This window comes from Bradyrhizobium icense (assembly GCF_001693385.1).
GTDB lineage: Bacteria > Pseudomonadota > Alphaproteobacteria > Rhizobiales > Xanthobacteraceae > Bradyrhizobium > Bradyrhizobium icense.
The window spans coordinates 968,568-994,371 of record NZ_CP016428.1 but is presented as its reverse complement, the minus strand read 5'-3'; the positions used below and the strand labels follow the sequence as shown (position 1 = coordinate 994,371).

31 protein-coding genes are annotated in these 25,804 nt (G+C 61.9%); 13 read left to right on the top strand and 18 right to left on the bottom strand.

Annotated elements, in window-relative coordinates; translation table 11 throughout:
* The first annotated feature begins 125 nt into the window (after nucleotides 1–125).
* Complete coding sequence (locus LMTR13_RS04770; RefSeq protein ID WP_065732426.1) at nucleotides 126–362, top strand: hypothetical protein; 237 nt, start codon at nucleotides 126–128, stop codon at nucleotides 360–362.
* Between the two features lie 63 nt (nucleotides 363–425).
* On the opposite strand, the gene LMTR13_RS04765 is transcribed toward LMTR13_RS04770, so the two are convergent.
* From LMTR13_RS04765 to dnaG, 4 genes are all read right to left on the bottom strand, one after another.
* Nucleotides 426–1,442, bottom strand: coding sequence for a hypothetical protein (locus tag LMTR13_RS04765; protein ID WP_065726889.1), 1,017 nt, complete (start codon nucleotides 1,440–1,442; stop codon nucleotides 426–428).
* A complete protein-coding gene (locus LMTR13_RS04760; RefSeq protein ID WP_156795432.1) occupies nucleotides 1,426–2,082 on the bottom strand; it encodes a 3'-5' exonuclease in 657 nt (218 codons plus the stop codon). The genes LMTR13_RS04765 and LMTR13_RS04760 overlap by 17 nt, the downstream gene beginning before the upstream one ends.
* Before the next feature lie 148 nt (nucleotides 2,083–2,230).
* Nucleotides 2,231–4,342: an RNA polymerase sigma factor RpoD gene (rpoD, locus tag LMTR13_RS04755; RefSeq protein WP_065726888.1), complete on the bottom strand. Its 2,112-nt coding sequence runs from the start codon at nucleotides 4,340–4,342 to the stop codon at nucleotides 2,231–2,233.
* Nucleotides 4,343–4,683: 341 nt separating this feature from the next.
* A complete protein-coding gene (gene dnaG, locus LMTR13_RS04750) occupies nucleotides 4,684–6,687 on the bottom strand; it encodes a DNA primase (RefSeq protein ID WP_065726887.1) in 2,004 nt (667 codons plus the stop codon).
* A gap of 248 nt (nucleotides 6,688–6,935) precedes the next feature.
* On the opposite strand from dnaG, the gene LMTR13_RS42135 reads away from it, so the two are divergent.
* The 4 genes from LMTR13_RS42135 to LMTR13_RS04735 all read left to right on the top strand — a co-directional run bounded on the left by LMTR13_RS42135 (nucleotide 6,936) and on the right by LMTR13_RS04735 (nucleotide 8,160).
* On the top strand, nucleotides 6,936–7,109 hold the full coding sequence (locus LMTR13_RS42135) for a BrnT family toxin (RefSeq protein WP_236843277.1): 174 nt from the start codon (nucleotides 6,936–6,938) through the stop codon (nucleotides 7,107–7,109).
* Entirely contained in the window at nucleotides 7,100–7,255 is a 156-nt protein-coding gene (locus LMTR13_RS42130; RefSeq protein WP_236843442.1) for a BrnT family toxin, read from the top strand. Before LMTR13_RS42135 ends, LMTR13_RS42130 begins: the two co-directional genes overlap by 10 nt.
* Entirely contained in the window at nucleotides 7,197–7,511 is a 315-nt protein-coding gene (locus LMTR13_RS04740) for a BrnA antitoxin family protein (RefSeq protein ID WP_065726886.1), read from the top strand. The genes LMTR13_RS42130 and LMTR13_RS04740 overlap by 59 nt, the downstream gene beginning before the upstream one ends.
* A gap of 82 nt (nucleotides 7,512–7,593) precedes the next feature.
* Entirely contained in the window at nucleotides 7,594–8,160 is a 567-nt protein-coding gene (locus LMTR13_RS04735) for a chlorite dismutase family protein (RefSeq protein ID WP_065726885.1), read from the top strand.
* Here the strand turns inward: LMTR13_RS04735 and LMTR13_RS04730 are convergent.
* On the bottom strand, nucleotides 8,157–8,555 hold the full coding sequence (locus tag LMTR13_RS04730) for a gamma-glutamylcyclotransferase family protein (RefSeq protein ID WP_065726884.1): 399 nt from the start codon (nucleotides 8,553–8,555) through the stop codon (nucleotides 8,157–8,159). The two genes, LMTR13_RS04735 and LMTR13_RS04730, sit on opposite strands and share 4 nt — an antisense overlap.
* 152 nt (nucleotides 8,556–8,707) lie before the next feature.
* Here LMTR13_RS04730 and LMTR13_RS04725 point away from each other — a divergent pair, with 152 nt between their 5' ends.
* A complete protein-coding gene (locus LMTR13_RS04725) occupies nucleotides 8,708–9,556 on the top strand; it encodes an N-formylglutamate amidohydrolase (protein ID WP_065732424.1) in 849 nt (282 codons plus the stop codon).
* 65 nt (nucleotides 9,557–9,621) lie between these two features.
* On the opposite strand, the gene LMTR13_RS04720 is transcribed toward LMTR13_RS04725, so the two are convergent.
* The 3 genes from LMTR13_RS04720 to LMTR13_RS04710 form a co-directional block, all read right to left on the bottom strand.
* A complete protein-coding gene (locus tag LMTR13_RS04720; protein ID WP_065726883.1) occupies nucleotides 9,622–10,239 on the bottom strand; it encodes a LysE family translocator in 618 nt (205 codons plus the stop codon).
* A gap of 92 nt (nucleotides 10,240–10,331) precedes the next feature.
* Nucleotides 10,332–10,886, bottom strand: a complete 555-nt coding sequence (locus LMTR13_RS04715) for a hypothetical protein (protein ID WP_065732423.1) — start codon at nucleotides 10,884–10,886, stop codon at nucleotides 10,332–10,334.
* A gap of 11 nt (nucleotides 10,887–10,897) precedes the next feature.
* The gene (locus tag LMTR13_RS04710; RefSeq protein WP_156795431.1) at nucleotides 10,898–12,340 is read right to left on the bottom strand and encodes an LVIVD repeat-containing protein; all 1,443 of its coding nucleotides are present in this window, start codon (nucleotides 12,338–12,340) and stop codon (nucleotides 10,898–10,900) included.
* A 119-nt stretch (nucleotides 12,341–12,459) separates the two neighbouring features.
* Here LMTR13_RS04710 and LMTR13_RS04705 point away from each other — a divergent pair, with 119 nt between their 5' ends.
* Both LMTR13_RS04705 and LMTR13_RS04700 read left to right on the top strand, forming a co-directional pair.
* On the top strand, nucleotides 12,460–12,774 hold the full coding sequence (locus tag LMTR13_RS04705; protein WP_065726882.1) for an ArsR/SmtB family transcription factor: 315 nt from the start codon (nucleotides 12,460–12,462) through the stop codon (nucleotides 12,772–12,774).
* Entirely contained in the window at nucleotides 12,767–13,297 is a 531-nt protein-coding gene (locus tag LMTR13_RS04700; protein ID WP_418219752.1) for an SRPBCC family protein, read from the top strand. The genes LMTR13_RS04705 and LMTR13_RS04700 overlap by 8 nt, the downstream gene beginning before the upstream one ends.
* A gap of 69 nt (nucleotides 13,298–13,366) precedes the next feature.
* On the opposite strand, the gene LMTR13_RS04695 is transcribed toward LMTR13_RS04700, so the two are convergent.
* From LMTR13_RS04695 to LMTR13_RS04665, 8 genes are all read right to left on the bottom strand, one after another.
* A complete protein-coding gene (locus tag LMTR13_RS04695) occupies nucleotides 13,367–14,227 on the bottom strand; it encodes a DUF2189 domain-containing protein (RefSeq protein WP_083219408.1) in 861 nt (286 codons plus the stop codon).
* 350 nt (nucleotides 14,228–14,577) lie between these two features.
* The gene (locus LMTR13_RS04690) at nucleotides 14,578–15,015 is read right to left on the bottom strand and encodes a hypothetical protein (protein WP_065726881.1); all 438 of its coding nucleotides are present in this window, start codon (nucleotides 15,013–15,015) and stop codon (nucleotides 14,578–14,580) included.
* A 2-nt stretch (nucleotides 15,016–15,017) separates the two neighbouring features.
* Nucleotides 15,018–15,197 (bottom strand): hypothetical protein, encoded by a 180-nt coding sequence (locus tag LMTR13_RS42125; RefSeq protein ID WP_236843276.1) that lies wholly within the window; start codon nucleotides 15,195–15,197, stop codon nucleotides 15,018–15,020.
* A complete protein-coding gene (locus tag LMTR13_RS42120; RefSeq protein WP_236843275.1) occupies nucleotides 15,158–15,385 on the bottom strand; it encodes a nuclear transport factor 2 family protein in 228 nt (75 codons plus the stop codon). Before LMTR13_RS42120 ends, LMTR13_RS42125 begins: the two co-directional genes overlap by 40 nt.
* 84 nt (nucleotides 15,386–15,469) lie before the next feature.
* Nucleotides 15,470–15,940, bottom strand: a complete 471-nt coding sequence (locus LMTR13_RS04680) for a MarR family winged helix-turn-helix transcriptional regulator (protein WP_065726880.1) — start codon at nucleotides 15,938–15,940, stop codon at nucleotides 15,470–15,472.
* 32 nt (nucleotides 15,941–15,972) lie between these two features.
* The gene (locus tag LMTR13_RS04675; protein ID WP_065726879.1) at nucleotides 15,973–17,583 is read right to left on the bottom strand and encodes an acyl-CoA synthetase; all 1,611 of its coding nucleotides are present in this window, start codon (nucleotides 17,581–17,583) and stop codon (nucleotides 15,973–15,975) included.
* A gap of 204 nt (nucleotides 17,584–17,787) precedes the next feature.
* Entirely contained in the window at nucleotides 17,788–19,314 is a 1,527-nt protein-coding gene (locus LMTR13_RS04670; protein ID WP_065726878.1) for an FAD-dependent oxidoreductase, read from the bottom strand.
* A 91-nt stretch (nucleotides 19,315–19,405) separates the two neighbouring features.
* Nucleotides 19,406–19,861 carry a GatB/YqeY domain-containing protein gene (locus LMTR13_RS04665; RefSeq protein WP_065726877.1) on the bottom strand — a complete coding sequence of 152 codons (456 nt, stop codon included), beginning with the start codon at nucleotides 19,859–19,861 and terminating at the stop codon, nucleotides 19,406–19,408.
* Between the two features lie 300 nt (nucleotides 19,862–20,161).
* On the opposite strand from LMTR13_RS04665, the gene carA reads away from it, so the two are divergent.
* The 4 genes from carA to LMTR13_RS04640 all read left to right on the top strand — a co-directional run bounded on the left by carA (nucleotide 20,162) and on the right by LMTR13_RS04640 (nucleotide 23,815).
* Nucleotides 20,162–21,352, top strand: coding sequence for a glutamine-hydrolyzing carbamoyl-phosphate synthase small subunit (gene carA / locus LMTR13_RS04660; protein WP_065726876.1), 1,191 nt, complete (start codon nucleotides 20,162–20,164; stop codon nucleotides 21,350–21,352).
* A gap of 235 nt (nucleotides 21,353–21,587) precedes the next feature.
* Nucleotides 21,588–22,549, top strand: a protein-coding gene (locus LMTR13_RS38650) for an IS630 family transposase (RefSeq protein WP_156795382.1) whose coding sequence is annotated in 2 segments (ribosomal slippage) — nucleotides 21,588–21,927 and nucleotides 21,927–22,549 — 963 coding nt in all. Because the reading frame shifts where the segments join, the coding sequence is not laid out codon by codon here.
* An 85-nt stretch (nucleotides 22,550–22,634) separates the two neighbouring features.
* Complete coding sequence (locus LMTR13_RS04645) at nucleotides 22,635–23,135, top strand: PaaI family thioesterase (protein WP_065726875.1); 501 nt, start codon at nucleotides 22,635–22,637, stop codon at nucleotides 23,133–23,135.
* A gap of 146 nt (nucleotides 23,136–23,281) precedes the next feature.
* Nucleotides 23,282–23,815 (top strand): cupin domain-containing protein, encoded by a 534-nt coding sequence (locus tag LMTR13_RS04640; protein ID WP_065726874.1) that lies wholly within the window; start codon nucleotides 23,282–23,284, stop codon nucleotides 23,813–23,815.
* 7 nt (nucleotides 23,816–23,822) lie between these two features.
* Here LMTR13_RS04640 and LMTR13_RS04635 read toward each other — a convergent pair whose 3' ends face one another.
* Nucleotides 23,823–24,161 (bottom strand): hypothetical protein, encoded by a 339-nt coding sequence (locus tag LMTR13_RS04635; protein ID WP_065726873.1) that lies wholly within the window; start codon nucleotides 24,159–24,161, stop codon nucleotides 23,823–23,825.
* Nucleotides 24,162–24,408: 247 nt separating this feature from the next.
* The gene (locus tag LMTR13_RS04630; protein ID WP_065726872.1) at nucleotides 24,409–24,978 is read right to left on the bottom strand and encodes a Dps family protein; all 570 of its coding nucleotides are present in this window, start codon (nucleotides 24,976–24,978) and stop codon (nucleotides 24,409–24,411) included.
* A gap of 86 nt (nucleotides 24,979–25,064) precedes the next feature.
* On the opposite strand from LMTR13_RS04630, the gene LMTR13_RS04625 reads away from it, so the two are divergent.
* Nucleotides 25,065–25,769: a class I SAM-dependent methyltransferase gene (locus LMTR13_RS04625; protein ID WP_065726871.1), complete on the top strand. Its 705-nt coding sequence runs from the start codon at nucleotides 25,065–25,067 to the stop codon at nucleotides 25,767–25,769.
* Nucleotides 25,770–25,804: the final 35 nt, after the last annotated feature.

Below are 25,804 nucleotides of genomic sequence, written 5' to 3'. Positions count from 1 at the left end.
GTTTCAGGCGAACAGTATGTCGGCAAAGTGGTCATAGACAATCGCGTCGCCGGCGTCCCGCAAGGCAAAACCGGCGCGGAGCGATGGCGATTGACAGCGACGGTCCTATCGACGACAAGCCGCCCATGGCCAAAAAACCCGGAACCAATCCCAAAGGCGAATTCGCCTTTTTCAATGTCGTCTATGAAGACGACTCGCAGCGCTCCAACCGACGCGTGCCTGCCGAACTGCTCGGCGGGCTTGACGGCGACGAGCCGGCACGCGGCTACATCATGGAGCAGGATCGCGAGATCGCCGAGAAATCCGGCCGCCCGCAGCTCAAGATCAAGAGCATCAGTCGGGTTGGGGCGAAGAAGAAATAAGACGCCGCGCATCTGGACGGTCAGGGCCGACTTGATCGCTATCTAAGTCGGCAAGTCAAAGGCCTAGACGACCAAAAGTCGATGGAACGGACTTCTCGCTCCTATTATCTCCAACGCTTCAAACATTGAATCACCGAATTCATGAGCTGCTGCCGCATATTTGTGGCGCAATTCCTTATCCAAGAATTTCTGGATCAGATCTTCTTCCTTAAAGTTGGTCGTCTCCAAAAATCGATCATAGTGGCCTAAAAGGTTGACGAGCGTGCCCTTTGCTTCCTTTGGAGCGACGTTGTCTTGAAGCCACTCCAATCGTCCGGTTGGAGTCAACTTCGTCATTGCAACTGCATCGGAAGGCGCAACGGATTTCTTTGAATTGTAGACTGCGAGCAGGTACAGGAGGGCGGAATAGCAGGTTAGCATCCTGCTGTGCTTTAACTTGTAGTTCTTGAGTTTCCCACTAGCCTTCTTATCTTCAGGCTCTCGCTCAGTCCTAGCTTCATAGTTCACACAGAAGGTTCGCCAAATTCTCAGAATATCATTCGCCAAAAATGCTGGCATGAAGGTTGCGTTGTGATCCGGATAGTCCCTCCAGTAACTATCGATGACACCCCTGACGATCTCGTCGTAGATCCCGTCTTCCACAAGCGGCTTGCTCTCCAGCAATAACAGAAGCCTCGCTGTAAATGTATTTGCTACATCGTCTTTTTCTGTTCCGAGCGCGTTGGTAAACTCATAGATGGAATGATGATCGAGATATCGGCCATCTCCAGAAAACTCCGGAAATCCAAGACTGCGAGATCGCTGGATGAGTTCCGCTTGTACACAGATTTCGTCAAGATGATTGAGGATGTTTGCCGGCCCGAAATCTTCGCCGGAACTATCGGCGCGCGGAACCCTCTCGCTCATTCCTGCAATAAATAGATCCAAGTCGCTATGTTCGCTGGCTTCCCAGCGGCCGAACGACCCCGTCGCATAGACGCATGCTTTACCTGCGGCAAACTTGCTGGCACCAACGAATTCAGTTCGAAGTTTTTGGATGATCTCGGCAGAATAGTCCCGGCGTCTAACGAGTTCGCTCATAAACACCCGCCCACTCGAATATGTTTGCGAAAATCTCCGCCTGCTCAATCGCGTCGTCAACGGCATGATGGGTGTGTTGCCGCTTGGACGACAAATAGGAATTAAGTTTCGAACGACCGGCTCGCGATATCGGTATCCCGGCCTTGACCGCATGTGCAGTCTTTATATCAAAGCATCGTGAATAGTCGAAAGGAGAGCCCTTCGGACAGAAATTTGTGAAATACCAATACAACCAAGTCCAATCAAAACTGAGCGGATATGCAACCAGTACCGGCTTCGCGCCATTTGCATTCGCAGTAATCCAATGGAACGCCTCAGTCATAGCTGACTCAGGCGCGGCGCCTTCCGCGCACAGCCGATCGCGATCAAGCCCGTTTACATCCAAAGCTTCCTGCTGGAAAGAATCGGAAATCGGCCTCAACTCGCGGTAGAAAACTTGATTGTAATCCTGCGGACGCACGAATTTGTGCCCGTCGAACGACCCAGCATACACAATCGCGAACGACAAAATGGAATATGGTCCCGGAATAGGTCCGTCAGTCTCAACATCAGCCGAAAAATATAGATCCGAAGCGTTCTCGCTGAGCCGCTCCGCATGCCCTTCTTCACGATTTTGAAAGCTCTTGGCGCCAATCAGCATAGACAACCCTAACCTTGTTCGTAAGCCTTCTTCAAGTCAGGGACGATCAATTAAGAAACCGCTCCACAAGCGGCTTCTTCTCTTGATTCAGCTAAGCTAGTCCTCGTGTCACTCTCAAGCCCTCGGAAGAACAAGGGCATAAGCAACCTCAGTTATCCAAAAAGCTCCGCAGCTTCCGGCTCCTTGACGGATGCTTCAGCTTGCGCAGCGCCTTCGCCTCGATCTGGCGGATACGCTCTCTCGTCACCGAGAACTGCTGGCCGACTTCTTCCAGCGTGTGGTCGGTGTTCATGCCGATGCCGAAGCGCATGCGGAGCACGCGTTCTTCGCGCGGGGTGAGCGAGGCCAGCACCCGCGTGGTGGTTTCGCGCAGGTTGGACTGGATCGCCGCGTCGATGGGCAGGATCGCGTTCTTGTCCTCGATGAAATCGCCGAGGTGTGAATCTTCCTCGTCACCGACGGGTGTCTCCAGCGAGAGCGGCTCTTTCGCGATCTTCAGGACCTTGCGAACCTTCTCCAGGGGCATGCCGAGCTTTTCGGCGAGCTCTTCCGGGGTCGGCTCGCGGCCGATCTCGTTGAGCATCTGGCGGCTGGTGCGCACGATCTTGTTGATGGTCTCGATCATGTGCACGGGGATGCGGATGGTGCGGGCCTGGTCGGCGATCGAGCGCGTGATCGCCTGCCGGATCCACCACGTGGCGTAGGTCGAGAACTTGTAGCCGCGGCGATACTCGAACTTGTCCACCGCCTTCATCAAGCCGATATTGCCTTCCTGGATCAGATCGAGGAACTGCAGGCCGCGGTTGGTGTATTTCTTGGCGATCGAGATCACCAGACGCAGGTTGGCCTCGACCATTTCCTTCTTGGCCTGTCGCGCCTCGCGTTCGCCCTTCTGCACGCCGTGCACGATCTTGCGGAATTCGCCGATCTCAAGACCGGTCAGCGCCGCCAGCGACTGGATCTCGTGGCGCAGCTCCTTGATGCGGTCCTTCTCGTGATGGACGAAATTCTTCCAGCCCTTGGCGGAGAGTTTCGAGACACGGTTGAGCCAGCGCGGATCGAGCTCCGAGCCCTGGTAGTTGCGCAAAAAGTCTTCGCGCGCGACGCCGTGGCTGTCGCCGAGGCGCAAGAGGCGGCCCTCGAACGAGACCAGCTTCTTGTTGATGTCGTAGAGCTGCTCGACAAGCGAATCGATGCGCGCCTGGTTCAGGCGCAGCGACTTCACCTCGACGATGATTTCGTCCTTCAGCTTCTTGTACTTGCGCTCCTGCGAAGGCGAGAGCGACTCGCTCTGAAGCTGATTGGCGATGTCCTGCTCCTGCAGACGGCGCAGCTTCTTGTATTCGGACGCGATCTTGTCGAAGGTCTCGACCACCTTCGGCTTCAGCTCGGCCTCGATCGCAGCCAGCGACATCTGGTTTTCGAACTCGTCGTCATCCATGTCGCCTTCGGCGGCGGCTTCCGCGGGATCCTTCTCTTCCGTCTCCGCCTCGCCCGCAGGGGCTGCACGGAACGGAGTCGGCGCGGGAGGTGCAGCCGGCGGCGCAACGTGCGCCGGCGCGGCCTCGCCGTTGGCGGCCTGGCCGTCGCCTGCGGGGGCGGCGATCATCGCCGGGTTCATGTTGCTCTTGGCGTCGGGGCCGGCATAGGTGGCTTCGAGATCGATGATGTCGCGAAGGAAGATCTTTCCTTCGTTGAGTTCATCGCGCCAGATGATGATGGCCTGGAAAGTCAGCGGGCTCTCGCAGAGACCTGCAATCATCGCCTCGCGGCCGGCCTCGATGCGTTTGGCGATCGCGATTTCGCCTTCGCGCGACAACAGCTCGACCGTGCCCATCTCGCGCAGATACATGCGCACCGGATCGTCGGTGCGCTCGCCGGGCTCGGATTTCTTGACCTCGGTGACGGCCTTCGCCGTGACCTCGACAAGCTCGTTGTCGGTGTCGTCGTCGGCCTCTTCCTTCTCGGCCTCTTCATCGGCCTCCTCGGCCTCGGAGACGTTGATGCCCATGTCCGAGAGCATCGACATGATGTCCTCGATCTGCTCGGGCGAGGTGGTGTCGGAGGGCAAGACTTCGTTGAGCTGATCGAAGGTCACGAAGCCGCGCTTCTTGGCCTGCTTGATCATCTTCTTGACCGCGGCATCCGACAGGTCGAGCAACGGCGACGGCGCGTCGGGGCTATCCTTCTCAGGGGCGTCCGCTGCCTTGTCGTCTTTTTCCTTGTCCTTAACCTGCAGCGTCTTTGCCTTGGTGGCCATTCATCAAGCTCCCGAAACGCGCTTCATGCGGGCGTGCGTCGCCGCCACCCGCGCTCTTCAACTCAATTCGTTCGAGATGACGTCGTTCGACCGTCACCTTGCTCTGTTCATTCGCCTTCGCATGATCGGCCGAAAGCGGCACCCGCTTTTCCGCACCATGGTTACGACGCGCAAAGGGCGGCGCAGACCGTCGCCACCCCTGCCTTCCGCATCACCGGTTTCTGTCTTTCGTAGCCCGAAGGCCCTTAAGCTTTGCTTAACCCTGTTTTTGCCGCCAAATCATGGATTTGGCGAGTCTTTTCGCGGGCCCGGCCAAGGCCGTCCGCATCATTTTTTAATCGTCAAACACTTTTGCGGAACCGGCCCGAAAGCTCGCCAAAGCCCTCGATCAGGGCCTCGGTGCCGTCAAGGGAGTCCAGCCGGGCGCTGACGTCCTTCAGCCATGCCAGATTGGCCTCGCTGGTCTCCTCGGCCAATGCCAGTTCGGCATCTTTCCTCTCCCTAAGTAGGGCGTGCGTTTTCTGATGCAAGACAACGAGTTGCTGCCAGGTCGCCAAAACGTCCTCGCGGGCCGCACCGGGCATGGCGGCCCATACCGCCGCGGTCGTGATCGCCCGCTCAACCCGTTGAAGAACCTCGCCTAATCCACGTGCTTCGAGATCGGCGCGCATTTTCTCGGCCTGCTCCTCGACATCGGGGGAATGGTGATGGTCGTTGGCGAAGGCTGCGATAATGCCGGCGCGGAGCTTGTTGGCCTCGGGATGGGCCAGTTCCAGGGCGGCCACTTCCTCCAGATGATCGTGCAGCAGCCAGGGGTGGTTGATCAGGGATTGCAGGATCAGGGCCTCGCGGCGGGACATCGCGCTGCGCTGGCCGCGCATGATCGGGCTGGTCGCAAGCTGGGGGCTCGCCGCCTGGTAGGGGCCGGGGGCAATTCCTGAAACTATCCCCGGCGGGCGGCCGCCACGGGGGGCGAATCGGCCGGCCGGCCCGGCTCCGCGCGGGGCAAAGCCGCGGGGTGATTCGCCTCGCCTGGTCTGGAAGCCACCCCGGCCATAGCCGCCACGGGCGCCGTCCGGCGCAAAGGTGCGCTGCAGGCGTTCGGCGAGATCCTGGCGATAATAGCGGCGCACGACCTCGTCGCGGATGCCGTTGGAGAGTTCGTTGATACGTGCTTCCAGCGCCGCGCGCCGTTCGGGAGTTGCAAACGTGCCGCCCTCGATCTCCCGCGACCAGATCATATCAGCGAGCCCGCGCGCGGCTCCGATCACCTCTTCGATCGCGACGCGGCCGCCGGTTCGCGCGAGGTCGTCGGGGTCCTGCCCCTCCGGCAGCAGCGCGAAGCGCAGGCTCTTGCCGGGCAACAGATTCGGCATCGCCAGATCGGCGGCGCGGTACGCTGCTTTCTGTCCGGCGCGGTCGCCGTCGAAGCAGAGGAGCGGCTCGTCCGCCATCTTCCAGAGCAACGCGAGCTGGTTTTCGGTCAGCGCGGTGCCGAGCGGGGCAACCGCGCCGGCAAAGCCCGCGGTGACCATGGCGATGACGTCGACATAGCCTTCGACCACGATCAGCGGCGCGCCGTTATGCGTCGCCTGCCGTGCGGTGGCGAGGTTGTAGAGATTGTCGCCCTTGTGAAACAGCGGCGTTTCCGGCGAGTTCAGATATTTTGCCGGAACGTCCTTTTCCAGCGCGCGGCCGCCGAAGGCGATGACGCGGCCTCGGGCATCCGCGATCGGAAACATCACGCGGTCGCGGAAGCGATCATAGGGCACGGGAATATCGTCGCCGCCGACGAGTAGCCCTGCTTCCACCATGTCCTCGGTGGAAATGCCCTGCGCGCCCAGATACTCTTTCAGCGCAAAGCGCTCGCCCGGGGCATAGCCGAGGCGAAACTGCAATTGCGTTGCCGGCGAAATGCCGCGGTCGCCGAGATAGCCGCGCGCCTTGGCGCCGTTGCGCGAGGCCAGCGTATCGGCAAAGAATTTTGCCGCAAGTTCCATCACGTCGTGCAGCGTCTTGCGGCGCTGCTCGTGGCGCGCAGCGTCAGGGGTCGCCGCCGGCAGCGCCATGCCGGCCATCCCGGCGAGGCGCTCGACGGCCTCCGGAAACGACACGCCTTCCGTCTCCATGACGAAGTCGAAAATGTTGCCGTGCTTTCCGGTCGAGAAGTCGTGGTAGAATTGCTTCTGGTCGTTGACCGTGAAAGAGGGCGTCTTCTCCTGCTGGAACGGCGACAGCCCCTTAAATTCCCTTCCCGCCTTCTTCAACTTGACGCGCCGGCCCACGACTTCCGAAACCGGAAGCCGGGCGCGCAGTTCGTCGAGAAATTGGGGCGTGAAGCGCATGGGGTGAGTTTTTGCCGAGTCGAAGGCTTGTGCCAACCGATAGGGATATAGGGAGGACGACCCCGAAAGCGATGTTTATCGGGCTTCTCGCCGCTATTCACAGGTCATTCAGTCTTGGAAAAATCCGAGCGGTTGGTCGGGTTGACAGGCGCGATACATTTGTATATACATACAACAATAGAAGAAAATTTCGGGATGGAATCGTCCGTGGGTAGTCGCGCGAGGCCACTATCGTATGGAACGTGAACATGACCGAAAGCTTCGACCATGAATCCGTTAATGGGTTCGAGTGGGATAGTCGTAAAAGCGATTCGAATCTTGCCAAACACGGAATTGATTTCGACGGTGCAATCGAAATCTTTTACGAACCTATCTTCTTCGACGATCCGATCGCAACAACGAGGAGCGCTGGATCGCTGTAGGCTCATCAGGAGATCGACTGATCACCGTCGTGTTTACACGGCGGGCGGACGTTATCCGGATCATCTCAGCTCGCCGCGCAAGGAAAAATGAAGAAAGAGCATATCGTCACGCGAAAATGGGGCGACCGCCGAAAGGGCAAGACTGACTGGGCGCGAGTCGACGCGCTCACCGATGAAGAGATCGCCAAGGCCGTCGCAAACGATCCCGATGCGGCTGCGATCGATGTCGACTGGTCTGATGCCGTTCTGGTTATTCCCGCGAAGAAAAGAGCCATCTCCATTCGCGTCGATGAGGACGTGCTCGACTTCTTCAAGAAGGAAGGCGACGGCTATCAGCGCCGTATCAATGCGGTGCTGCGCTCCTACATGCAGCAGAAGGTCAAGCCGAAGAAGCGGGCCTGACGAGATTTCAGGTTCGCTTCGCGCGCCGGAAATGACGGCGTGAGGCTTGAATCCCTTCCAGTTCCGCGCTTCCATACCCCGCATGTTCACGGTGTTCCGGGGTGGCAGGAGCGGGGCGTGGCGGGTGACGCGGTTTGCGCCGGTCAAGGGCGCGGCGCTTTCGCCAACGCCGTCGCTGTCGGTTGTGCATTCCCTGTCGATCGCATTGCCGATCCTGCCCTCGCCGACCTCCTGGCGGCTGGCCGGCGTCGCCAGCCATCTGCGCTACACCGAGCGCGCTGAGAAGAACGAGCTCGAGGCCGCGCGGGCCGAGATCGGCCGGCCTGAGGCGACCTATGCCGCACTGATCCCGATCAAGAAATCGGCGGCGTGGTGGGAGCTGACGCAGGAGGAGCGGCGGCAGATCTTCGAGGACAAATCCCACCACATCGCCGACAGCCTGAAATACCTGCCGGCGATCGCCCGCCAGCTCTATCACAGCCGCGATCTCGGCGAGCCCTTCGACTTCCTGACCTGGTTCGAATACGCGCCCGAACATGCTGATACGTTCGAGGAGCTGGTCCGCACGCTGCGCGCCACCGAGGAATGGCGCTATGTCGAGCGCGAGGTGGATATCAGATTGGAGCGGGAAAGGCTGGATGCGGGCTAGTCCTCCAGAAATTTCCCCGAGGCGATGCGCGGCAGGCTGGTGACCGGCCAGTTGTAGACATAGGTCCACGCCTCGCCGACGGTACCGTCTTCGAGCGACAGCGGCAGCATGCGGCGGATGTATTCGGTCGGCTCAGGAAAGCCGGCGCCGCAGGCCTCATACATGTCGAACTCGGCCAGCAACGCGTCGCGATCGCGCAGGCGATAGAGTTCGCCGAACACGACGTCGTCAGGCTCATCCGACAGCACCAGCCCCGGATAATGCTTGATGAGATAGAGCCGGCCGCGGCAGGTAGCCGTGCCCAAAAAATCCGCACTGCGCGACAATAGCTGCGCCATCGGATGGTCGAAGCCGCGCATCAGCGTGCCGTAGACGAACAGTCGATCTGAAATCATGGAATTTCTATGTCATTGCGGGCGAAGCGATGCAATCCACCGGGCGGCCCGGCGCCAAAACGGTCTTGTGGGGAAGCATCCGGAACGGCATCGTCAAGCGACCATCGATTCTGATAATTCTCATCGAACCGCAATCCTTCAAGGAAACTACGTTGAACGACGCCGCCGGCCCCGCCCTGCTCCTCAGCGCCGAGGATGTTCCTCCAGTCCACGAATACAACAGCGCAGGCTGCTCGCCGTTTCTGCTCACGTGCGACCACTATGGAAGGCTCATTCCGCGCGTGCTCGGCGACCTCGGCCTGCCCGAGAGCGAACTGACACGCCATATTGCCTGGGACATCGGCATTGCCGGCGTCGCGGAAGCGCTCTCAAGACATCTCGATGCTCATCTGATCGTGCAGCGCTACTCACGGCTCGTCATCGACTGCAACCGTCCGCCGCATGTCGCAAGCTCGATACCGCGCATCAGCGAGGCGACCACGATTCCCGGCAATGAAGGCATTTCGCGCGAGGCAGCCGCGATACGGCGGGCGCAGATCTTCGATCCGTACCACCGGCGGATCGACGAGATCATCGACCAGCGCAGCAGCACTGCCATGCCGACGGTGCTGGTGTCGCTGCACAGTTTCACGCCCGTCTATGCCGGGATCGCACGGCCCTGGCATATCGGCACGCTCTACCACCGCGACAAGCATCTGCCGCCGCTGTTGCTAAAGCTGTTGCGCGCCGAGGGCGATCTGGTGGTCGGCGACAACGAGCCCTATGCGGTCAGCGACGAGACCGATTACACGATTCCGGTGCATGGCGAGGCGCGCGGGTTGATGAATACGGGCATCGAAATCCGCCAGGATTTGATTTCGGATCAGGCGGGCGAAAAAGCGTGGGCCGAACGGCTGGCGCGGATACTTGGGGAAATTGAGGAGATGTTGCGCAAGCAGCAACTGATCGCGTCTCGCCAAGGCGAAGGGCCCGTTCCCTCCCCTCTTGCGGGGGAGGGCTAGCTAGGGGGCTCACCTGACTATGCCGCTCCATTGAAGCAAGCTCACCTGTAGACGGGACCGCGCGCTCACCGCGCTCGCGTCAGCGCCAGCCAGATGCCGCCGCCGATCATGAAGCCGCCGGAGACGCGCGACACCAGCCGCGTCCGCTGCTTGGAGAAGAACATTCGCGCGCGGCCGGCCAGCAGCGCGTAGACCGCGTCGGTCGATGCCGCGATCACCATGAAGGTGATGCCGAGCAAGGCCACCTGCGGGAAGTGGTCCTTCTCCATGTCCATGAACTGCGGAATGAACGCGCCGAAGAAGACCAGCACCTTCGGATTGGAGAGCAGCACCAGCAGGCCCTGCAGGAAAAATCCGCCGCGCGGCGGCGGTGGCGGCTCGTCGGCGTTGACGCCTTCCGCGGGCTGCCAGATCAGCTTGATGCCGAGCCATATCAGATAGGCGGCGCCGGCAAAGCGCACCCAGTCGAACCAGTAGCCCATGGTCGCCATCAGCGACGTGAGCCCGACCGCGACGATGCCGATCACGATGGCGAGGCCGGTTTGCGCACCGGCGCAATTGATCAGCGCCGCGCGGGTGCCGTGCCGCAGGCCGTTCGCGATCAGCAGCGTGACAACGGGACCCGGCAACAGCGCGAGCGCAATGCAGGCGGCGACAAAGGCGAGATAGACCTGGAGGGACATGGGATGAACTCGGTGGGAGAGCGGTTACGTCATTATGCATGCGCGGACGAGAGATGGAAGCTGCGCTTCTGCTCCCTCTCCCGTCTTTATCGTCATCGCCCCTCCATCGCGGCCATCATCCAGCGCGTCATTTCGCGGTTCGCCAGCAACGCCAGCGCCGCGCGCCGCGTTTCCCACGCGTCACCGTTACCGTGCGCGACGGCGACGAGGAGATCGCAGCGGCGCGACACGGCGATGCCGGTGGCGACGCGCCGCGAACCATCGGATGCTTTGAGATCATAGGCCCTGGTCCGCCCGGCCATATCGGCGACCTGGACGACCTCGCCCGGCGCGAGCGGCACGAAGCCCTGGCTGATCAAATCAACATCGGCGACGCGGTCGACTTCGTCGTCATCGGCGACACCGCGGTCGCAATTGCAGAAGCCGAGTTTCGGCCGAACGTATACCTCGACGCCATCGCCACACGACGCGCCGCGGCAACGAAAGGCGCGTCCGGCAGGCCAGCCGTCGCGCGGGAATGGCCAGGCGATCTCCTGCCACGCGCCTTTATGGTCGCCCTGGCGCGGCACGACGTGCTGATAGGCCACGGCGCCCGACAACGCGCCGAGCGTCACGACCGCAACGACCATGACCGGCCAGCGGCGCATCGCCGGCATCCTCACGGCAGGCCGGCGACGGTGCGCGCCGCGCCGGTCAGTTCCAGGATGTGCAGGCCGGTATTGGCGCGATCGACGATATAGATGTAGCCGCGCTCGTCGGTCTCGACATTGTTGGTCTGGATTGCGACCTTGCAGCGGTCCTTGCCGTCGATCTTGGCGCAGCGTTTGTCGGTCGCCGCCGTGATCGACGGGATGAAATAGCCGACTTCCCTGGGATGAAAGGGATCGCGAATGTCGAGCGCGCGGACGCCGGCATTGAAGAAGGAGATGAACGCCATCTTCTTGTAGAAGACCGGCGCCATGCTCTCGTTGGAGGAATGCGCGCCGAACCGCCCGCCCCGCTCGCAGAATGTGCCGCTCGCCTCCGGCACGGTGTAGCTCGAGATCATCATCGGCCGGTTTTCGACCGTGACGTCGGCGAACCACACCATCTGCCGCGGCTCGTTGCATTCGTTCAAAATCGCCTCATTGACGATCATCATGATGTCGCGGGTTTTGCCGTCCTTGTCGCGCGCGAATTCCGCAATCGGCATGCCCGGCATCGGAAACGTCGTGTGGGCGCCGTTGAACGGCGACATGGTCAGCCGCGCAATTTCCGGCGAGCGCAGATTGTCCGCGGTCGGCTCTTTGGGACCGTTGAGCAGCTTGTCGCGATCGACGATCTGCAAAATCCCGCCCTTGTTAGTGCCGTAGCCGAAATAAACCCGGTTGCCGGACGGCCCGGTCGAGATCGGCCCGTGCAATTCGGTCGGCACCGCACCGGTCGAGCCCGGCTCCTGGCCGGGAAGACCGAAATCGCGGATTTTCTGCGGGTGCGCGGGATCGGAAAGATCATAGACCTGCGTCATGCGGCGCGTGCGCCAGTCCGGCGCGCCCGACACCAGGAAGGCAATGCCGGTGTCGCATTCCCACCAGCTCTTGTGCGTGTCCTTCAATCCCGCAATCCGCGTGATCAACACGGGATTGGCGGGATCGGCAACGTTCCAGATCTCATGCGCCTCGCCGCCAAAGGTGCGCAACATATAGACCGCGTTCCGATCGCCCTTCGGCAATGCCTTGCCGTCGCAGATCCGCACCATCTGAGCGCCGCCGCGTTCATATTTGCCCTCCTGACCCGGAAGGTGGCGCAGATATTTCGGCTGTGAGGGATCGGTGACATCGATGATCGACGTGCCGTTCGGTTCGGCCTTCCCGATCTGCGGATTGACCGGCATCGGAGTCTCGTCGCTGCCGCCGTGATGGCCGATATAGGCGATCCAGCGCTCGCCCTGATGATGGATGGTGGGTTGATAGGCGCTGCGCGCCTGCAGATCGCTGGTTCCAACCAGCTTCATGTTGAGTGCTTCGGGCGGCGCCCCAATCACCTGCTGCTGCGCCCAAACCAGGCCTGATGCAAGGAAATAGATCGAGAAACAGGCTGCGAGCTTGAGGCGACCGCTCATGTTCCACCCCGATTGTTCAAAGCCAATCTGCGTTGGCTGACGGCACGATAACACATCCTTGAGATTGTACCCAAAACACAGCTTGACATGCAACCATTTAGTTGCCTATTATTTTTGGCATGGATGAGGTCTTCAAAGCGCTTGCCGACGCGTCACGGCGCTCTTTGCTGGACAGGCTTCACGCCAAAAACGGACTGACGCTCAACGAACTCTGTGACGGGCTTGCGATGACGCGGCAGGCCGTGACCAAGCACCTTGGGATTCTCGAGGCGGCCAACCTCGTCACGACGCACAAACATGGCCGCGAGAAGCTGCACTACCTCAATCCGGTTCCGATCCATCAGATCGGCGAACGCTGGATCAGGAAATTCGAGCGCGGGAAACTCGTCGCGCTCTCTGAGTTGAAACGACGGTTGGAGAAGCGTGATGAGTAAGCGGAAGGAAATCGACGTCAAGAACTTCAAGCCTGCCATCGTCTACACCATCTACATCGCCTCGACGCCGGAGAAAGTGTGGGAGGCGCTGACGCAGGCGGAGTTTTCCAGGCAGTATTTCTCCGGCCACGCGGTGGAAGTCGATCTCAGGGTCGGCGGCGCCTTCATCATGCGCACGCCGGACGGCGCACTGCATATCTCGGGCGAAGTGATCGAATGCGAACCCTTGAAGAGGCTCACCGTCACCTTCAACGTCAACTGGCCGGCGCTGCTCGAGAAGCTCGGGCCGACGCTCGTCACCTACGAGATCGAGCAGGTCGGCGACGCCGTGAAGCTGACGATGCTGCAGTCGCATGATAGAGAGATCAGCGACGATATCCTCTCGGGTGGCCGCACCGGCTGGCCCGCGATCCTCTCCAGCCTGAAGAGCCTCCTCGAAACCGGCAACGCGCTGGAGATCCAGATGCAGCCGCCGGAACGGATGCTGGCTGCGCTGAAGGAATTGGGGATCGGGACGCCGTAACATCGCCGTCAGTTTTTCGTCGTCCCTGCGCAGGGGACCACACTCCGCGGCCGTCGTTGTTGGAACAGACTAAATAACGACCAGCGTGCAACACAATTGCGGCCGGTGGCTATGGGCCCCTGCGGTTCGCAGGGACGACAGCATCTCTTTTCGCTCACCCACCGGCGCGATGATCCGGCGGTAGAGGTGCCATGTGGTGTGGCCGAGCACCGGCAGTGTCACCACGAGGCCGAGGAAGTACGGCATCGCCGAGACCGCGAGCAGCACCACGATCAGGGCCGCCCAGCCGATCATCGGCAGCGGGCTCGTCACGACCGCGCGTACGCTGGTGATCATCGCGGTGACGAAATCGACGTCGCGGTCGAGCAGCAGCGGAAACGACACCACGGTAAGCGCAAACAGGATCAGCGACAGTGCGGCGCCGACGGCATTGCCGATGGCAAGGAACAACAATCCCTCGTTGGTGGTGAGCACCACAGTGATGAATTCGTTCAGGCTGGCGAAGGAGGCGTTGAGGCCGAGCAGCAGCGCGATCAGGAGACGCACCTGATACATCCAGATCACGAACACGAATAGCGTAACGAAGGCCATCCAGCCGATCTCGCTGCGCGTGCTCACTGTTGCCCAGATGGCGGGAAACGAGATCGGCAGCCCGGTCTCGCGGCGGCGGCTCACCTCGTAAAGCCCGACGGCGACGAACGGGCCGATCATCGCAAAGCCGGCAGCGAGCGGATAGGCCAGATAGACCATACTGAACGCCGTCAGGCAGAGCAGGATCGCAATGCCGCCGGCGGCATAGAGCGCGCCAAAGGCGAGCCCGTAAAGCGGCATTGCCTGAAAATCCCGCAACCCTCGTCCCAGCGCCTCCGCGATATCGGACGCCGCAATCGGGCGCACCACCGGATCGGCTTTTCCGGAGACCGTGGCCATCGATTCCTCCGCATTTGGCCTTCCGGATATTGAGGCAGACGGCGCGGGAGACGTGTTGATCTCGGTCAACATTTGAGAGGCGAGCACCGCCCTCCCCGTCGTCCTGCGAACGCAGGGACCCATACTCCGCGGCCATTATTGCTGGAAAGACAGAGAACTAAATCCGGGCTCAACAATTACGGCCGGTGGTTATGGGTCCCTGCGTTTCGCAGGGACGACGGCGGGAGTTGCCCATCACCCCAGCACCCTTAACTCCCGCCGCAACACCTTGCCGTTCGCCGTCATCGGCAGCGTTTCCGCAAACTGCACGGCGCGCGGGTATTCGTGGGCGGCGAGCCGCCGGCTCGCCGTCACGACCCCAACACCATCGCCACGACCGCATTGGCCACGAACAGCGTGGCATCGATGACGAAGATCCTGAGCATCGGCCCCCTCAGTACCGGCCAATAAGCCACCCCGACGCGTCCTCCGCGCATGAGGACCGGAAGGTTGTAGGCGAACTGACTGAAGTGACACGCGGCGAAGAACAGGAACAACGCGAGCTGCGCTTCGATCGCCTGAAAGAAGGCCGGCCGGGCAACCAACAGATAGAGCGACAGCAGGCCGATCGGCAGATTGATCGCGCCCAGAAATGCCACGCTGGCCGACAAGGTCGGCGCGATCGGATTGCCGCGCTCCTCCCGGGGTACCAGTATCTTCAGCGTATTGCCCTGGGCAATGCTGAACTGGATGAATGCGGCGCCGAACCAGAGCGCGTTGAGAAGGAGTACGAAATCCGAAAATCGCATGGCTACTTTCCGTAGAAGGCCTCGCTGCGCACCACACGGCCGGCACCGTCGAAGTCCATGAACTCGCTGGCGCGGCTGTCGCCCAGTTGCCACCACACCGTCAGGCGCGCGATCGTGTCGTCCCAGCTCCAGTTCAGGATTTTCAGATCTGCGCTCTTGATGTCGCCGTAAGCCTCTGCCAATAGGCGCGGATGTTCTCGGCGCCTGCGACTACCGGGGACTCCGTCAATTTGAGCGCCAACGGGCTGCGCATCTCGGCGTTTTCGGCGAAGTGCGAAACGACCGCGTCGATATCGACCTTGCGCCAGTTCGCGCACCACGCCTCGACAAAGCGTCCGGCCGCCGCGCGGTCCATTGCGTATTCGCTCATGCTCGCGCCCTCCCTCGGTGCAACTGCCGGAAGGAGATGACATAGGGCGGCTCTCACGTCAATCACGTTGACTTGAGAAAATTGTCAGTTGTTGTCGGCAATGACCCCCATGACGGCCATCCAGGCGGCAGCCCCGGGCGGGCCGACACGATCGAACGCCTCGCGCAGAACCCTGCGCTCATGGCCCGATGCCCGTTGCTCGATGCGTTTTCCTGCTTCCGTCAGCCGCAGCAATTTGGAGCGATGCTGCTCGGGCGACCGCTTCGATGTCAGGAGTTTACGCTGCAGCAACAGGTTTAGCGGCCGGTTCACGGCTTGCTTGGATATGCCGAGGATCTCGATCAGTGCGCCGATCGAGATGTCGGGCTGTCGCGCGACCACGTAAAGAATGCGATGGTGCGGACGTGAGAGGCCGAGCGTGGCGAGATACTGGTCGGCCGCGAGCGTCATGCCGCGCCAGCCGTAATACATGAGCTCCAGCGCCGCATCCAGTTCGTGGAGCTTCGTGAGCGAGGCGCGGTGCAGGCCCGCGGCGTGAGAAGCATTTTTTTGCATGTATCTACCGCGTCGAATTGACCGAAGAGAAGCTAGCCAAGCGCCCGCAGCTCGCGCCGCAGCACCTTGCCTGTCGCCGTCATCGGCAGCGTCTCGGCGAACTGTACGAAGCGCGGGTATTCGTGGGCGGCGAGCTGCACCTTCACGAACTCCTGGATCTCGCGCGCCAGTTCGTCGCTCGCCGCAAAGCCCGGGCGCAGCACGATCCAGGCCTTGATGGATTCGGTGCGGATCGGATCGGGAATCCCGACCACCGCCGACATCGCCACCGCCGGATGCTTCATCAGCGTGTGCTCGATTTCCGACGGGCCGACGCGATAGCCGGCGGTGGTGATGACGTCGTCCTCGCGGCTGACGTACCAGAAATAGCCGTCCTCATCCTGCACGCCGAGATCGCCGGTCAGCAGGAATTCGCCGGCATATTTCTTCGCGGTCGCTTCCGGACTCTTCCAGTATTCGATCATGGTGCAGGGACAGGGCTGGCGCACGCCGATGACGCCGCGCTCACCCCTCGGCAATTCCTCGCCGCGATCGTTGACGATGCGGACGTCGAAGCCCGGCGTCGCCTTGCCCATCGAGCCGGGGCGGATCGGAAACAGGTTCGAATTGCTGCCGATCACGAGGTTGCATTCGGTCTGGCCGAACACTTCGTGCGCGTCGATGCCGAAGGTTTCGCGCACCCAGCCGAGCAATTCGCCGCCCAGCGATTCACCGCCGGTAAAGATGCTGCGCAGTTTTACGCCGGAATTTTTCACGCCGGCCTGCCGCATCAGTTTCAGCGCGGTCGGCGGCAGGAAGGTGTTGCGGATGCCCAGGTCCGCCATCATCGCCATCGCCGCCTGCGGCTCGAATTTGCGCGCGCGATGGCCGACCAGGGGAATGCCGTGATACCAGAACGCCAGCAGGCCGTTGATCAGCCCGCCGATCCAGGCCCAGTCGGCCGGTGTCCACATCAGGTCGCCGGGGCGCGGCAAGAAGTTGTGGCACATCTCGACATTCGGCAGATGACCCAGCACCACCCGGTGCGCATGCAGCGCACCCTTCGGATTTCCTGTCGTGCCGGAGGTGTAGATGATCAAGGCGGGATCGTCGGCCGAGGTGTCGACGGTGGGGAACTCTTCGTCTGCCGCCTCGATCGCCGGCCAGAACGGTTTTGCGCCGGCATGCGCGATGCTGGTGGTGACGTAGATATCCTGAAGATAAGGCAGCCGGTCGCGAATTTTCGTGAGCTTCTCCCAGCCAGCCTCGTCGGTAATGATGGCCCTGGCGCCGGAATTCGACAGGCGGAATTCCAGCGCATCCTCGCCGAACAACGCAAACAGCGGAATCGAGATCAGGCCTGAACGAAACGCCGCGAGATGCGCGATCGGTAGTTCCAGCGACTGCGACAAAAACACCGCGACACGGTCGCCGCGCACCAGGCCGTCGGCCTTCAGCACATTGGCAAAACGGCGCGACATCTCGGCCACCTCGTCGAACGAGGTTCGCGTCGTCGCGCCGTCCTCATCGACGTAAATCAGCGCGAGACGGTTGGTGCCGTCCGCATGGCGGTCGCAGCAGGCAGTCGCCATGTTGAAGCGCGCGGGAATGTCCCAGCGGAAGTTGCGGTAGAGCTCGTCATAGGTTGAGGCTTCGGTGAGCATGGCCTTGGTCGTTTCCGTTCTTCGTCATGGCCGGGGCTTGCCGGCTTCGCTAAAGCCACGCCGGCCTGATACTGGAGTGCCCGGTGAAGCCGTGGCGTAGCTGGGTTCCGGCCATCCACGTCTTGCTTGCCTACCGCGAGTTTAAAGACGTGGATGCCCGGGACAAGCCCGGGCATGACGTGGGGTTACGTTTTGTGGCCTGACTTAAGGCGCCCGCGCCTTCTCCATCGCAAGCTCGGCCTCGAGGCTTGCGATGTCCCGATAGATCGAGGCGACGGCGAGCACGCGGCCGTTGCGCTTGTACTGCAGCAGGCAATCCTTGCCGGAAATATCGCCGTCGACGGTAATTTCGTCCCATGTCTCGGCGTGACCGACATAATTGATCGGCACATCGTAGTGCTGGCTCCAGAAAAACGGCACCGCGTGAAACGGCTCGCGCTGCCCGAGCATGTTTCGTGCCGCCGTCTGGCCCTGGCGCTCTGCCACCACCCAATGTTCGACTCGAATGGTCTCGAGGGAATGCGGATCGGGCCAGCGCGCAATATCGCCCGCGGCATAGATGTCGGGGATGCTGGTTTCCAGATAGGCGTTGACCGTGACGCCCCGATCGATCGCCAGCCCCGCCTTCTCGGCCAGTTCAAGACGCGGGCGCACGCCGACGCCGACCACCACGATATCGGCCTCGATCGTGCTGCCGCTCTTCAGCGTCGCGTGTTTACCATCGATACCGGTTACGGTGTCTTGGAGATGGAAGATGACGCCGTGCTCTTCATGCAGGGCGCGGACGAAGTCGCCCAGCTCGGGCCCCAGCACGCGCTCCATCGGCCGCTGCTCGAGACCCACGACATGAACCTCGATATTTCTGGCGCGCAGCGACGCGGCGGCCTCTAACCCGATAAAGCTCGCGCCGATCACGACCGCGCGTTGCGCGCCGCCGGCCGACGCAATGATCGCACGGGAGTTGGCCAGTGAGCGGAGCACGTGGACGTGTGGCTGATCTGCGCCCGGTATCGGCAGGCGCACCGGCTCCGCGCCGGTCGCCAGCAGCAAACGGTCATAGGGGATAGTCTCACCGCCCGATGTGACGACATGGCGCGCGTTGGAATCGATTGACGTGACCTCGGTGTTGAGCCGCAGGTCGATCTTCGCCTCGGTGTAGAAATCATCCGGCCGCAGCGGCACCCATTCCTCCGGCGCGCTGCCGGCGAGATAATCCTTGGACAGGTTCGGCCGGTCTACCGGCGCAGCCGCCTCGTTGCTCAACATCACGATGCCGCCGCGATAATCCTGCCGCCGCAGCATCTCGGCGGCGGCAAAGCCGGCAGCACCACCACCGACGATCACGATCCTGCCGGGCGCGTCGGTGACGCCCATTACCTGCGGCTTGGGCTGCTCGCGCTTTTCCCGAACGAAGATGCGACCGTCTTGCTGCTCGACCTTCCAGACTGCGACCGGGCTGAGCGCCGGCGCCCGGATCGCTTCGCCGGTGCGCAAATCGAAACAGGCATGATGCCAGGGGCAGCGGATTCCCTCGCCGGTGACGAGGCCCTCTGCGAGCGGCCCGTGATAATGGGTGCAATGCGCACCGATCGCGAAAATTTCCGATCCCGAACGCACCAGCAGCACTTCATCGTCGCCGACATGGCCGAGCAACATCTCCCCTGCGAATTCGGACGGGGCTATGCCCTTTGACAGGTCGGGACCGGCGGGCGGAGCTTGCTGGTCAGCCATGCCTTCCTCCGCGCTTTGCGCTACGTCATCACTCCGGGTTTGAACTCATTCGATGTTTCATCAGCGCGAAGGTTCCCAGGCACAAAAAATATTATCCCGTCAGCGCCGCCTTCACCAAGCCGCTGGCCTTGCCGAAATCCATTTGCCCCGCGAATTTCGCGCGCAGCACGCCGATCACCTTGCCCATGTCCTTCATGCCGGCGGCGCCGGTTTCGGCAATCGCAGCCGAGATCGCGGCCTTCACCTCGTCGTCCGACATCTGCTTCGGCAGATAGGCCGAGATCACCGCGATCTCCTCGCGCTCCTGCGCGGCAAGCTCGGCACGGCCGCCCTTGTCGTAGAGCTCGACCGACTCCTGGCGCTGCTTGATCATCTTCTGCAGCACGCCGAGCACGTCGGCGTCCGACAGCGGCGGCTTGCCCTGCCCGCGCGCGTCGATGTCGGCGTTCTTGATGGTCGAATTGACCATGCGCAGCGTGGAGAGCTTGCGCTCGTCCTTGGCCTTCATGGCCTCCTTGACCGCGTTGTTGATGTCGTCGCGCAGCATGGTGCCTCACTGAGAATGGTGCCGCCGGAAAGATCTTGGTCTATCGGAAGATTCCGCGTCTATATAGGGGCTGCGCGGGCCACGCCACTGGCATTCCGGTGCGATCCGCGAAGGGACCGACGCGCCGGAGACGGGAGCATCGGCACCGAATGTCCCCCCGCTCCGGCCGGATTTGGCCAAAAACCGCGGGGGGCCGGCGGAACCGGTTGTCAAATATGCGGTAAACGCATGTGAATCCCCTCGCTTTTCTGGCCTTCCGGCTTTGACGCGCGGGGGCGCTTGCGACTATGAAGTGCGCTCATGACAACATCTGAAAACGCTTCAGCCTGGCCGGACCTGAAACCGACCGCGCTCCTCGTGCTTGCCGATGGTACCGTGCTGGAAGGCTTCGGCCTCGGCGCGGAAGGCCACGCCGTCGGCGAGGTCTGCTTCAACACCGCGATGACCGGTTATGAGGAGATCCTCACCGATCCCTCCTATGCCGGGCAGCTCATCACCTTCACCTTCCCGCATATCGGCAATGTCGGCACCAACGACGAGGACATCGAGACGGTGAACATGGCGGCGACGCCGGGCGCGCGCGGGGTGATCCTGCGCTCGGCGATTACCGATCCCTCGAACTACCGCGCCACGCGGCACCTCGACCAGTGGCTGCGCGCCCGCGGCATCATCGGCCTCTCCGGCATCGACACCCGCGCGCTGACCGCGCTGATCCGCAGCAAGGGCATGCCGAACGCGGTGATCGCGCATTCGAAGAACGGCGTGTTCGACCTGCACGGCCTGAAGGAAGAGGCGCGCGAATGGCCGGGCCTCGAGGGCATGGACCTGGTGCCGATGGTGACTTCCGGCCAGCGCTTCACCTGGGACGAAACGCCGTGGGCCTGGCAGAAGGGTTTTGGCCGGCAGAACGGGCCTGAATTCAACGTCGTCGCGATCGACTACGGCATCAAGCGCAACATTTTGCGGCTCTTGGCCGGCGAGGGCTGCAAGGTCACGGTGGTGCCGGCGACGACCTCGGCCGAAGACATTCTGGCGATGAAGCCGGACGGCGTGTTTCTTTCCAACGGCCCGGGCGACCCGGCCGCGACCGGGAAATATGCGGTGCCCGTGATTCAGCAGGTGATCCAGTCCGGCACGCCGACTTTCGGTATTTGTCTGGGTCATCAGATGCTGGGCCTGGCCGTCGGCGCCAAGACGAAAAAGATGCATCAGGGCCATCACGGTGCCAATCATCCGGTCAAGGACGAGACCACCGGCAAGGTGGAGATCACCTCGATGAACCACGGCTTTGCCGTCGACCAGGACACGCTGCCCGAGGGCGCGATGCAGACCCACATCTCGCTGTTCGACGGCTCCAATTGCGGCATCGAGCTCAAGGATAAGCCGGTGTTCTCCGTGCAGTATCACCCGGAAGCCTCCCCGGGCCCGCGCGACTCGCATTATTTGTTCAAGCGGTTTGCCGAATTGATGCGGGCGAACAAGCGGGCGTAAGCGCTCTCGGTGCCCCGGATGCTGCGCCGCGCGCCGCTCTTGCGACGCGGTACGCTGCTGATCCGGGGCCCACGCTCCATCCACCCAGCTAAATGGGTCCCGGCTCTGCGGAGCAGCGTTGCCGGACGATGCTTCGCATCGTCTAGAGCGTTAGCCCATCTGACTGAATCGTCGGGGATTCACAAATCAGCATTTTAGTGATTCAAGCTGGTCGCCGGACTGGAGGCCGGCGGGCATGGCGAAACCGCTGTCGATGGATCTGCGCGAACGTGTGCTGGCCTGTATTGGAGGCGGCGTTTCAGGTCGGCAGGCTGCTGAGCGATTTGGCGTCAGCGCGGCGAGCGTAAGCCGCTGGCGAACGCGCGAGCGGGAGCAAGGCGATGCCCAGCCGAGAGCTCAGGGCGGCGATCGCAAGTCCCACCGGATTGATGCCCATCATGCGACGATCGTGGCTCTGCTCAAGGCCTCACCCGACATCACCATCGAGGAATTGCGTGATAGCTTGAGCAAACAAGGCCTGTCCTTTGGTTATGGCACGATCCGACGCTTCTTCGAGCGGCACAAGATCACGCGTAAAAAAAGACCGCCCATGCCACAGAGCAAGATCGCCCGGATGTCTTGACGCGACGCCAGGCCTGGCGCGAGAGCCAGGGCAAGCTCGACCGGGATCGGCTCGTCTTCATCGACGAGACCTGGGCATCGACCAACATGGCGCGAACACATGGTCGATGTCTGCGCGGAGAACGCCTGCGGGCCAGCGTTCCTCACGGCCACTGGAAAACAACAACCTGCGTCGCCGCCCTCACCACGCGCGGCATCATCGCGCCCTGGGTGCTCGATGGTCCCATCAATCGCGATGCCTTTGAAACCTACATCGAAAAGGTGCTCGTCCCCGAGCTCCCGGACGACGCTATTGTCATCATGGACAACCTCTCCAGCCACAAAGGGCCCCGCATACGTGAGATGATCGAGGCAGCTGGCGCGACGCTTCTCTACCTTCCGCCCTATAGCCCCGACTTCAACCCGATCGAAAACGCCTTCGCCAAGCTCAAAGCAAGCTTGCGAAAGGCCGCCGAACGCACCGTCGGCGGCCTTTGGGACGCTATCGGGCGCACCGTCGACACCTACACGCCAGCAGAATCCACAAACTACTTCACCGCCGCCGGCTACTTGCAACCTGATAGGCTAACGCTCTAGGCTGCACCGCGTCCGGGACACGATGATTGCGGGCATCGGCGCGCGTTAATATGGTATTCATCATCGAACATCGGGAGCCAACTCCATGGACGACAATCCCGTCGCTCCGCAGGTCGAATACGGCGTAACGCCGACGGAGGTGATGGCCTCGATGTCGGGCCTCGAATTCGTCCGCGGCATCTTCGACGGCAAGCTGCCGGCGCCGCCGATCATGCAGAACGTCGAGCCGTTCGATTCCACCGCCGAGAAGGGACATGTGGTGTTCTACAGCGTGCCGGGCTTCCGGCATTACAATCCGATCGGTTCGGTGCATGGCGGCTATGCCGCGATCCTGCTGGATTCCGCGATGGGGCTCGCGGTGCATAGCGCCCTTCCCGCCGGCACCGGCTACACCACGCTGGAATTCAAGATCTCTTTCATCAGGGGCATGACCAAGGATACCGGCCCCGTCCGCAGCGAGGGCAAGACGCTCAATGTCGGTCGCCGCGCAGCGACGGCGGAAGCGCGCATCACCGACGCCAAAGGCCGGCTGCTCGCGCATGCGACGACAACGTGCCTGGTTTTCGAGATTCCGAAGGGAACGTGAAGCGCGGAGGGTGGTTTGGAGCTGTAGGGTAGGCAAAGGCGCACTTGCGCCGTGCCCACCATTCACGTCCGCGCGCGGAATGGTGGGCACGTCGCTAACGCTCCTTTGCCCACCCTACGATCTGCTGCGATTTGTGGAGAGCAACCATGTCCGTCGTCAGCACCGATATCGAGCCGCTCACCTTTGTGTTCGAGGATGACGGCCTCGTGCCCAACAATCCCCTGCCGTTCCTGGTCTACAAAGGCGCGGTCGATGTCGCCAACGATCACCCGGAGAAGACCATCGAGGGGTTGTTCGGCGCAAATGGCTGGGGCGCGATGTGGCGCAATGGCGTCTACGACTATGTGCACTACCACGCCACGGTGCATGAGGCGCTCGGCGTCGCCCGCGGCCGGGCCTGCGTCCGCTTCGGCGGCAACCGCGGCCAGGAGTTCGAGATCACGCCCGGCGATGTCGCCATCCTCCCGGCCGGCACCGGGCATCAATGCGTGTTCGCAACTCCCGATTTCTGCGTGGTCGGCGCCTATCCGCCCGGACCGCCGATGCAGATCACGCGTCCGACGCCGGAGAACCACGCCAAGGCGCTGAAGACGATCCCGGAGGTGAAGTTGCCGAAGACCGATCCGGTGCGGGGCGAAGACGGGCCGCTGGTCCGGCTATGGAAACGCAGCACGCGGTGAAAAGCCGTCATCCGCGCCTGGCAATCGGAAAACTCGGCTGGGCCAAGGCCGCCGGCACCGGCTCGCTCGACGAAATCCGCATCGCCGCGATCCGCGCGACGAAAAGCCCGATGACGAGATTTGTCCGTTCGATCTCCAGCTTGTCGCGGATCGGCCCGTTCGGAACGTTCGCGCACATCGTCTTGATGCATTCCAGGGTGCGAGACAATGAATCGACCACCGCATAGATCGGTTCGATCGACGGCGGCGCCGATGGCGCGACCGGCGTGTCGCCGGCGCGCTGTCCGGATGGGCCGGCACGACGGCCGGACGACGTCACGTCACGGAATTCGACAATTTTCTGCATCGCTGGATTCCAAATTTTACAGTATGCGCTTTAAAGTTGCATTCATATCGCCAGACCGCCAGACACCCAAATGCGCCGGCCGCTATGCAGCATAAAGGCAGTCTCGCGCAGGCTCGCTTAAATTGATTATCGGAATCGCGCAGCACATTCTTTATGCGCGCCTGCTTTGTGCGCGCCTGCCTTCCGGGCCCGTTGACCGGGCGCGGGCGGGCTCCGGCTATCGCCGGAGCCGTTCGCCCTCAACGACTCATGCCACGTTGGCGCCTTCCTGACGGCTGGCCTCGAACAGGAACCAGGTGCGGCGCTCGGTTTCGTCGATGAAGGTTTCGAGCAGGCCCGCAGTGCCGGAATCCTCGTGCTCGTCGGCGAGCTTGTGTGCCTTGCGCATCGCGGCCGCCACATGCTTGTTGTCTTCCATCAGCTCGCGCAGCATTTCGCGCGGCGGCACGTAGTCCTCGTTGTTGTCCTTGATGGTCTGCAGCTTGGCGACCTGCCCGATCGAGCGCAACGTGGTACCGCCGAGTTTGCGCACCCGTTCAGCGAGTTGGTCGGTGGTGGCGAAGATCGCTTCCGACTGCTCGTCAAGCATGAGGTGATAGTCGCGGAAATGACGGCCGCTGACGTGCCAGTGGAAGTTCTTGGTCTTCAGATAGAGTGCGAAAGCGTCTGCCAGCAGCGTATTGAGCGAGGCCGAGATCTTGTCCACGGCGGCCGGTGGCAGGTCGGTCGGCGTATCGAGGTCGGGGGATATTTTGTCGGATTTATTGCTTGTTTTGCTCACGTTGAACCTTCCTGTTAGGAATTGGCACGACGGCATTGGCAGGGAGCGCCGGACCGTCTAACGCCCCACCTAAGTACCGGTTCCGCTGCAGGAACCCCCCAGTTTTGCCGGACCCGACTGCGATGGACGAATGGATCGACTACTACGATTCCACGCATACGATTTATGCGAGCAGGCTGCATCGCGACGTGCACTTCCAGATCATCGCACGCGATATCATCGGCTATATCGCTTCGCCCGAGGCCGTCGTGCTGGACTATGCCTGCGGCGAGGCGCTTTCAGCCGCCAAGGTGGCGGATGCCTGCGCAAAACTCTATCTGGCCGAACCGGCGCCCGGCGTTCGCGGCCGGCTGATCGCGCGTTTTGCGCCGAACACCAAGATCCGCGTCCGCTCGCTCGATGAACTGCGGACGATGAACGAGAGCTCGATCGATCTCGTCGTCATGAATTCGGTCGCGCAATACATGACGCCAGGGGAGCTGGATTCAGCGTTTGCCGTCATTCGCCGGTTGTTGAAGCCCAACGGTCGCCTGGTGCTCGGCGACATCCTGCGGCCAGAAGTCGGCATGGCCAGAGACGTGGTGGCGCTCCTGAAGTTCGCGCGCACTCATGGCTTTCTGAAGGACGCGCTCTACGGCCTCGCCAGCACGGCGCTGTCGGACTACCGCCAACTGCGTACCCGCGTCGGGCTGCAGCGCTACAGCGAAGGCGAGATGATCGAGAAGCTCGCCGCCGCCGGCTTCACCGCCTCCCGCGCGCATCAGAACATCGGCCACAATCCGTGGCGCATGACATTTGTGGCGCGGCACGCACTCCAACGCCATTGAGCACAACGCGCGCTAGGGTTGTTAACCCTAAAGCA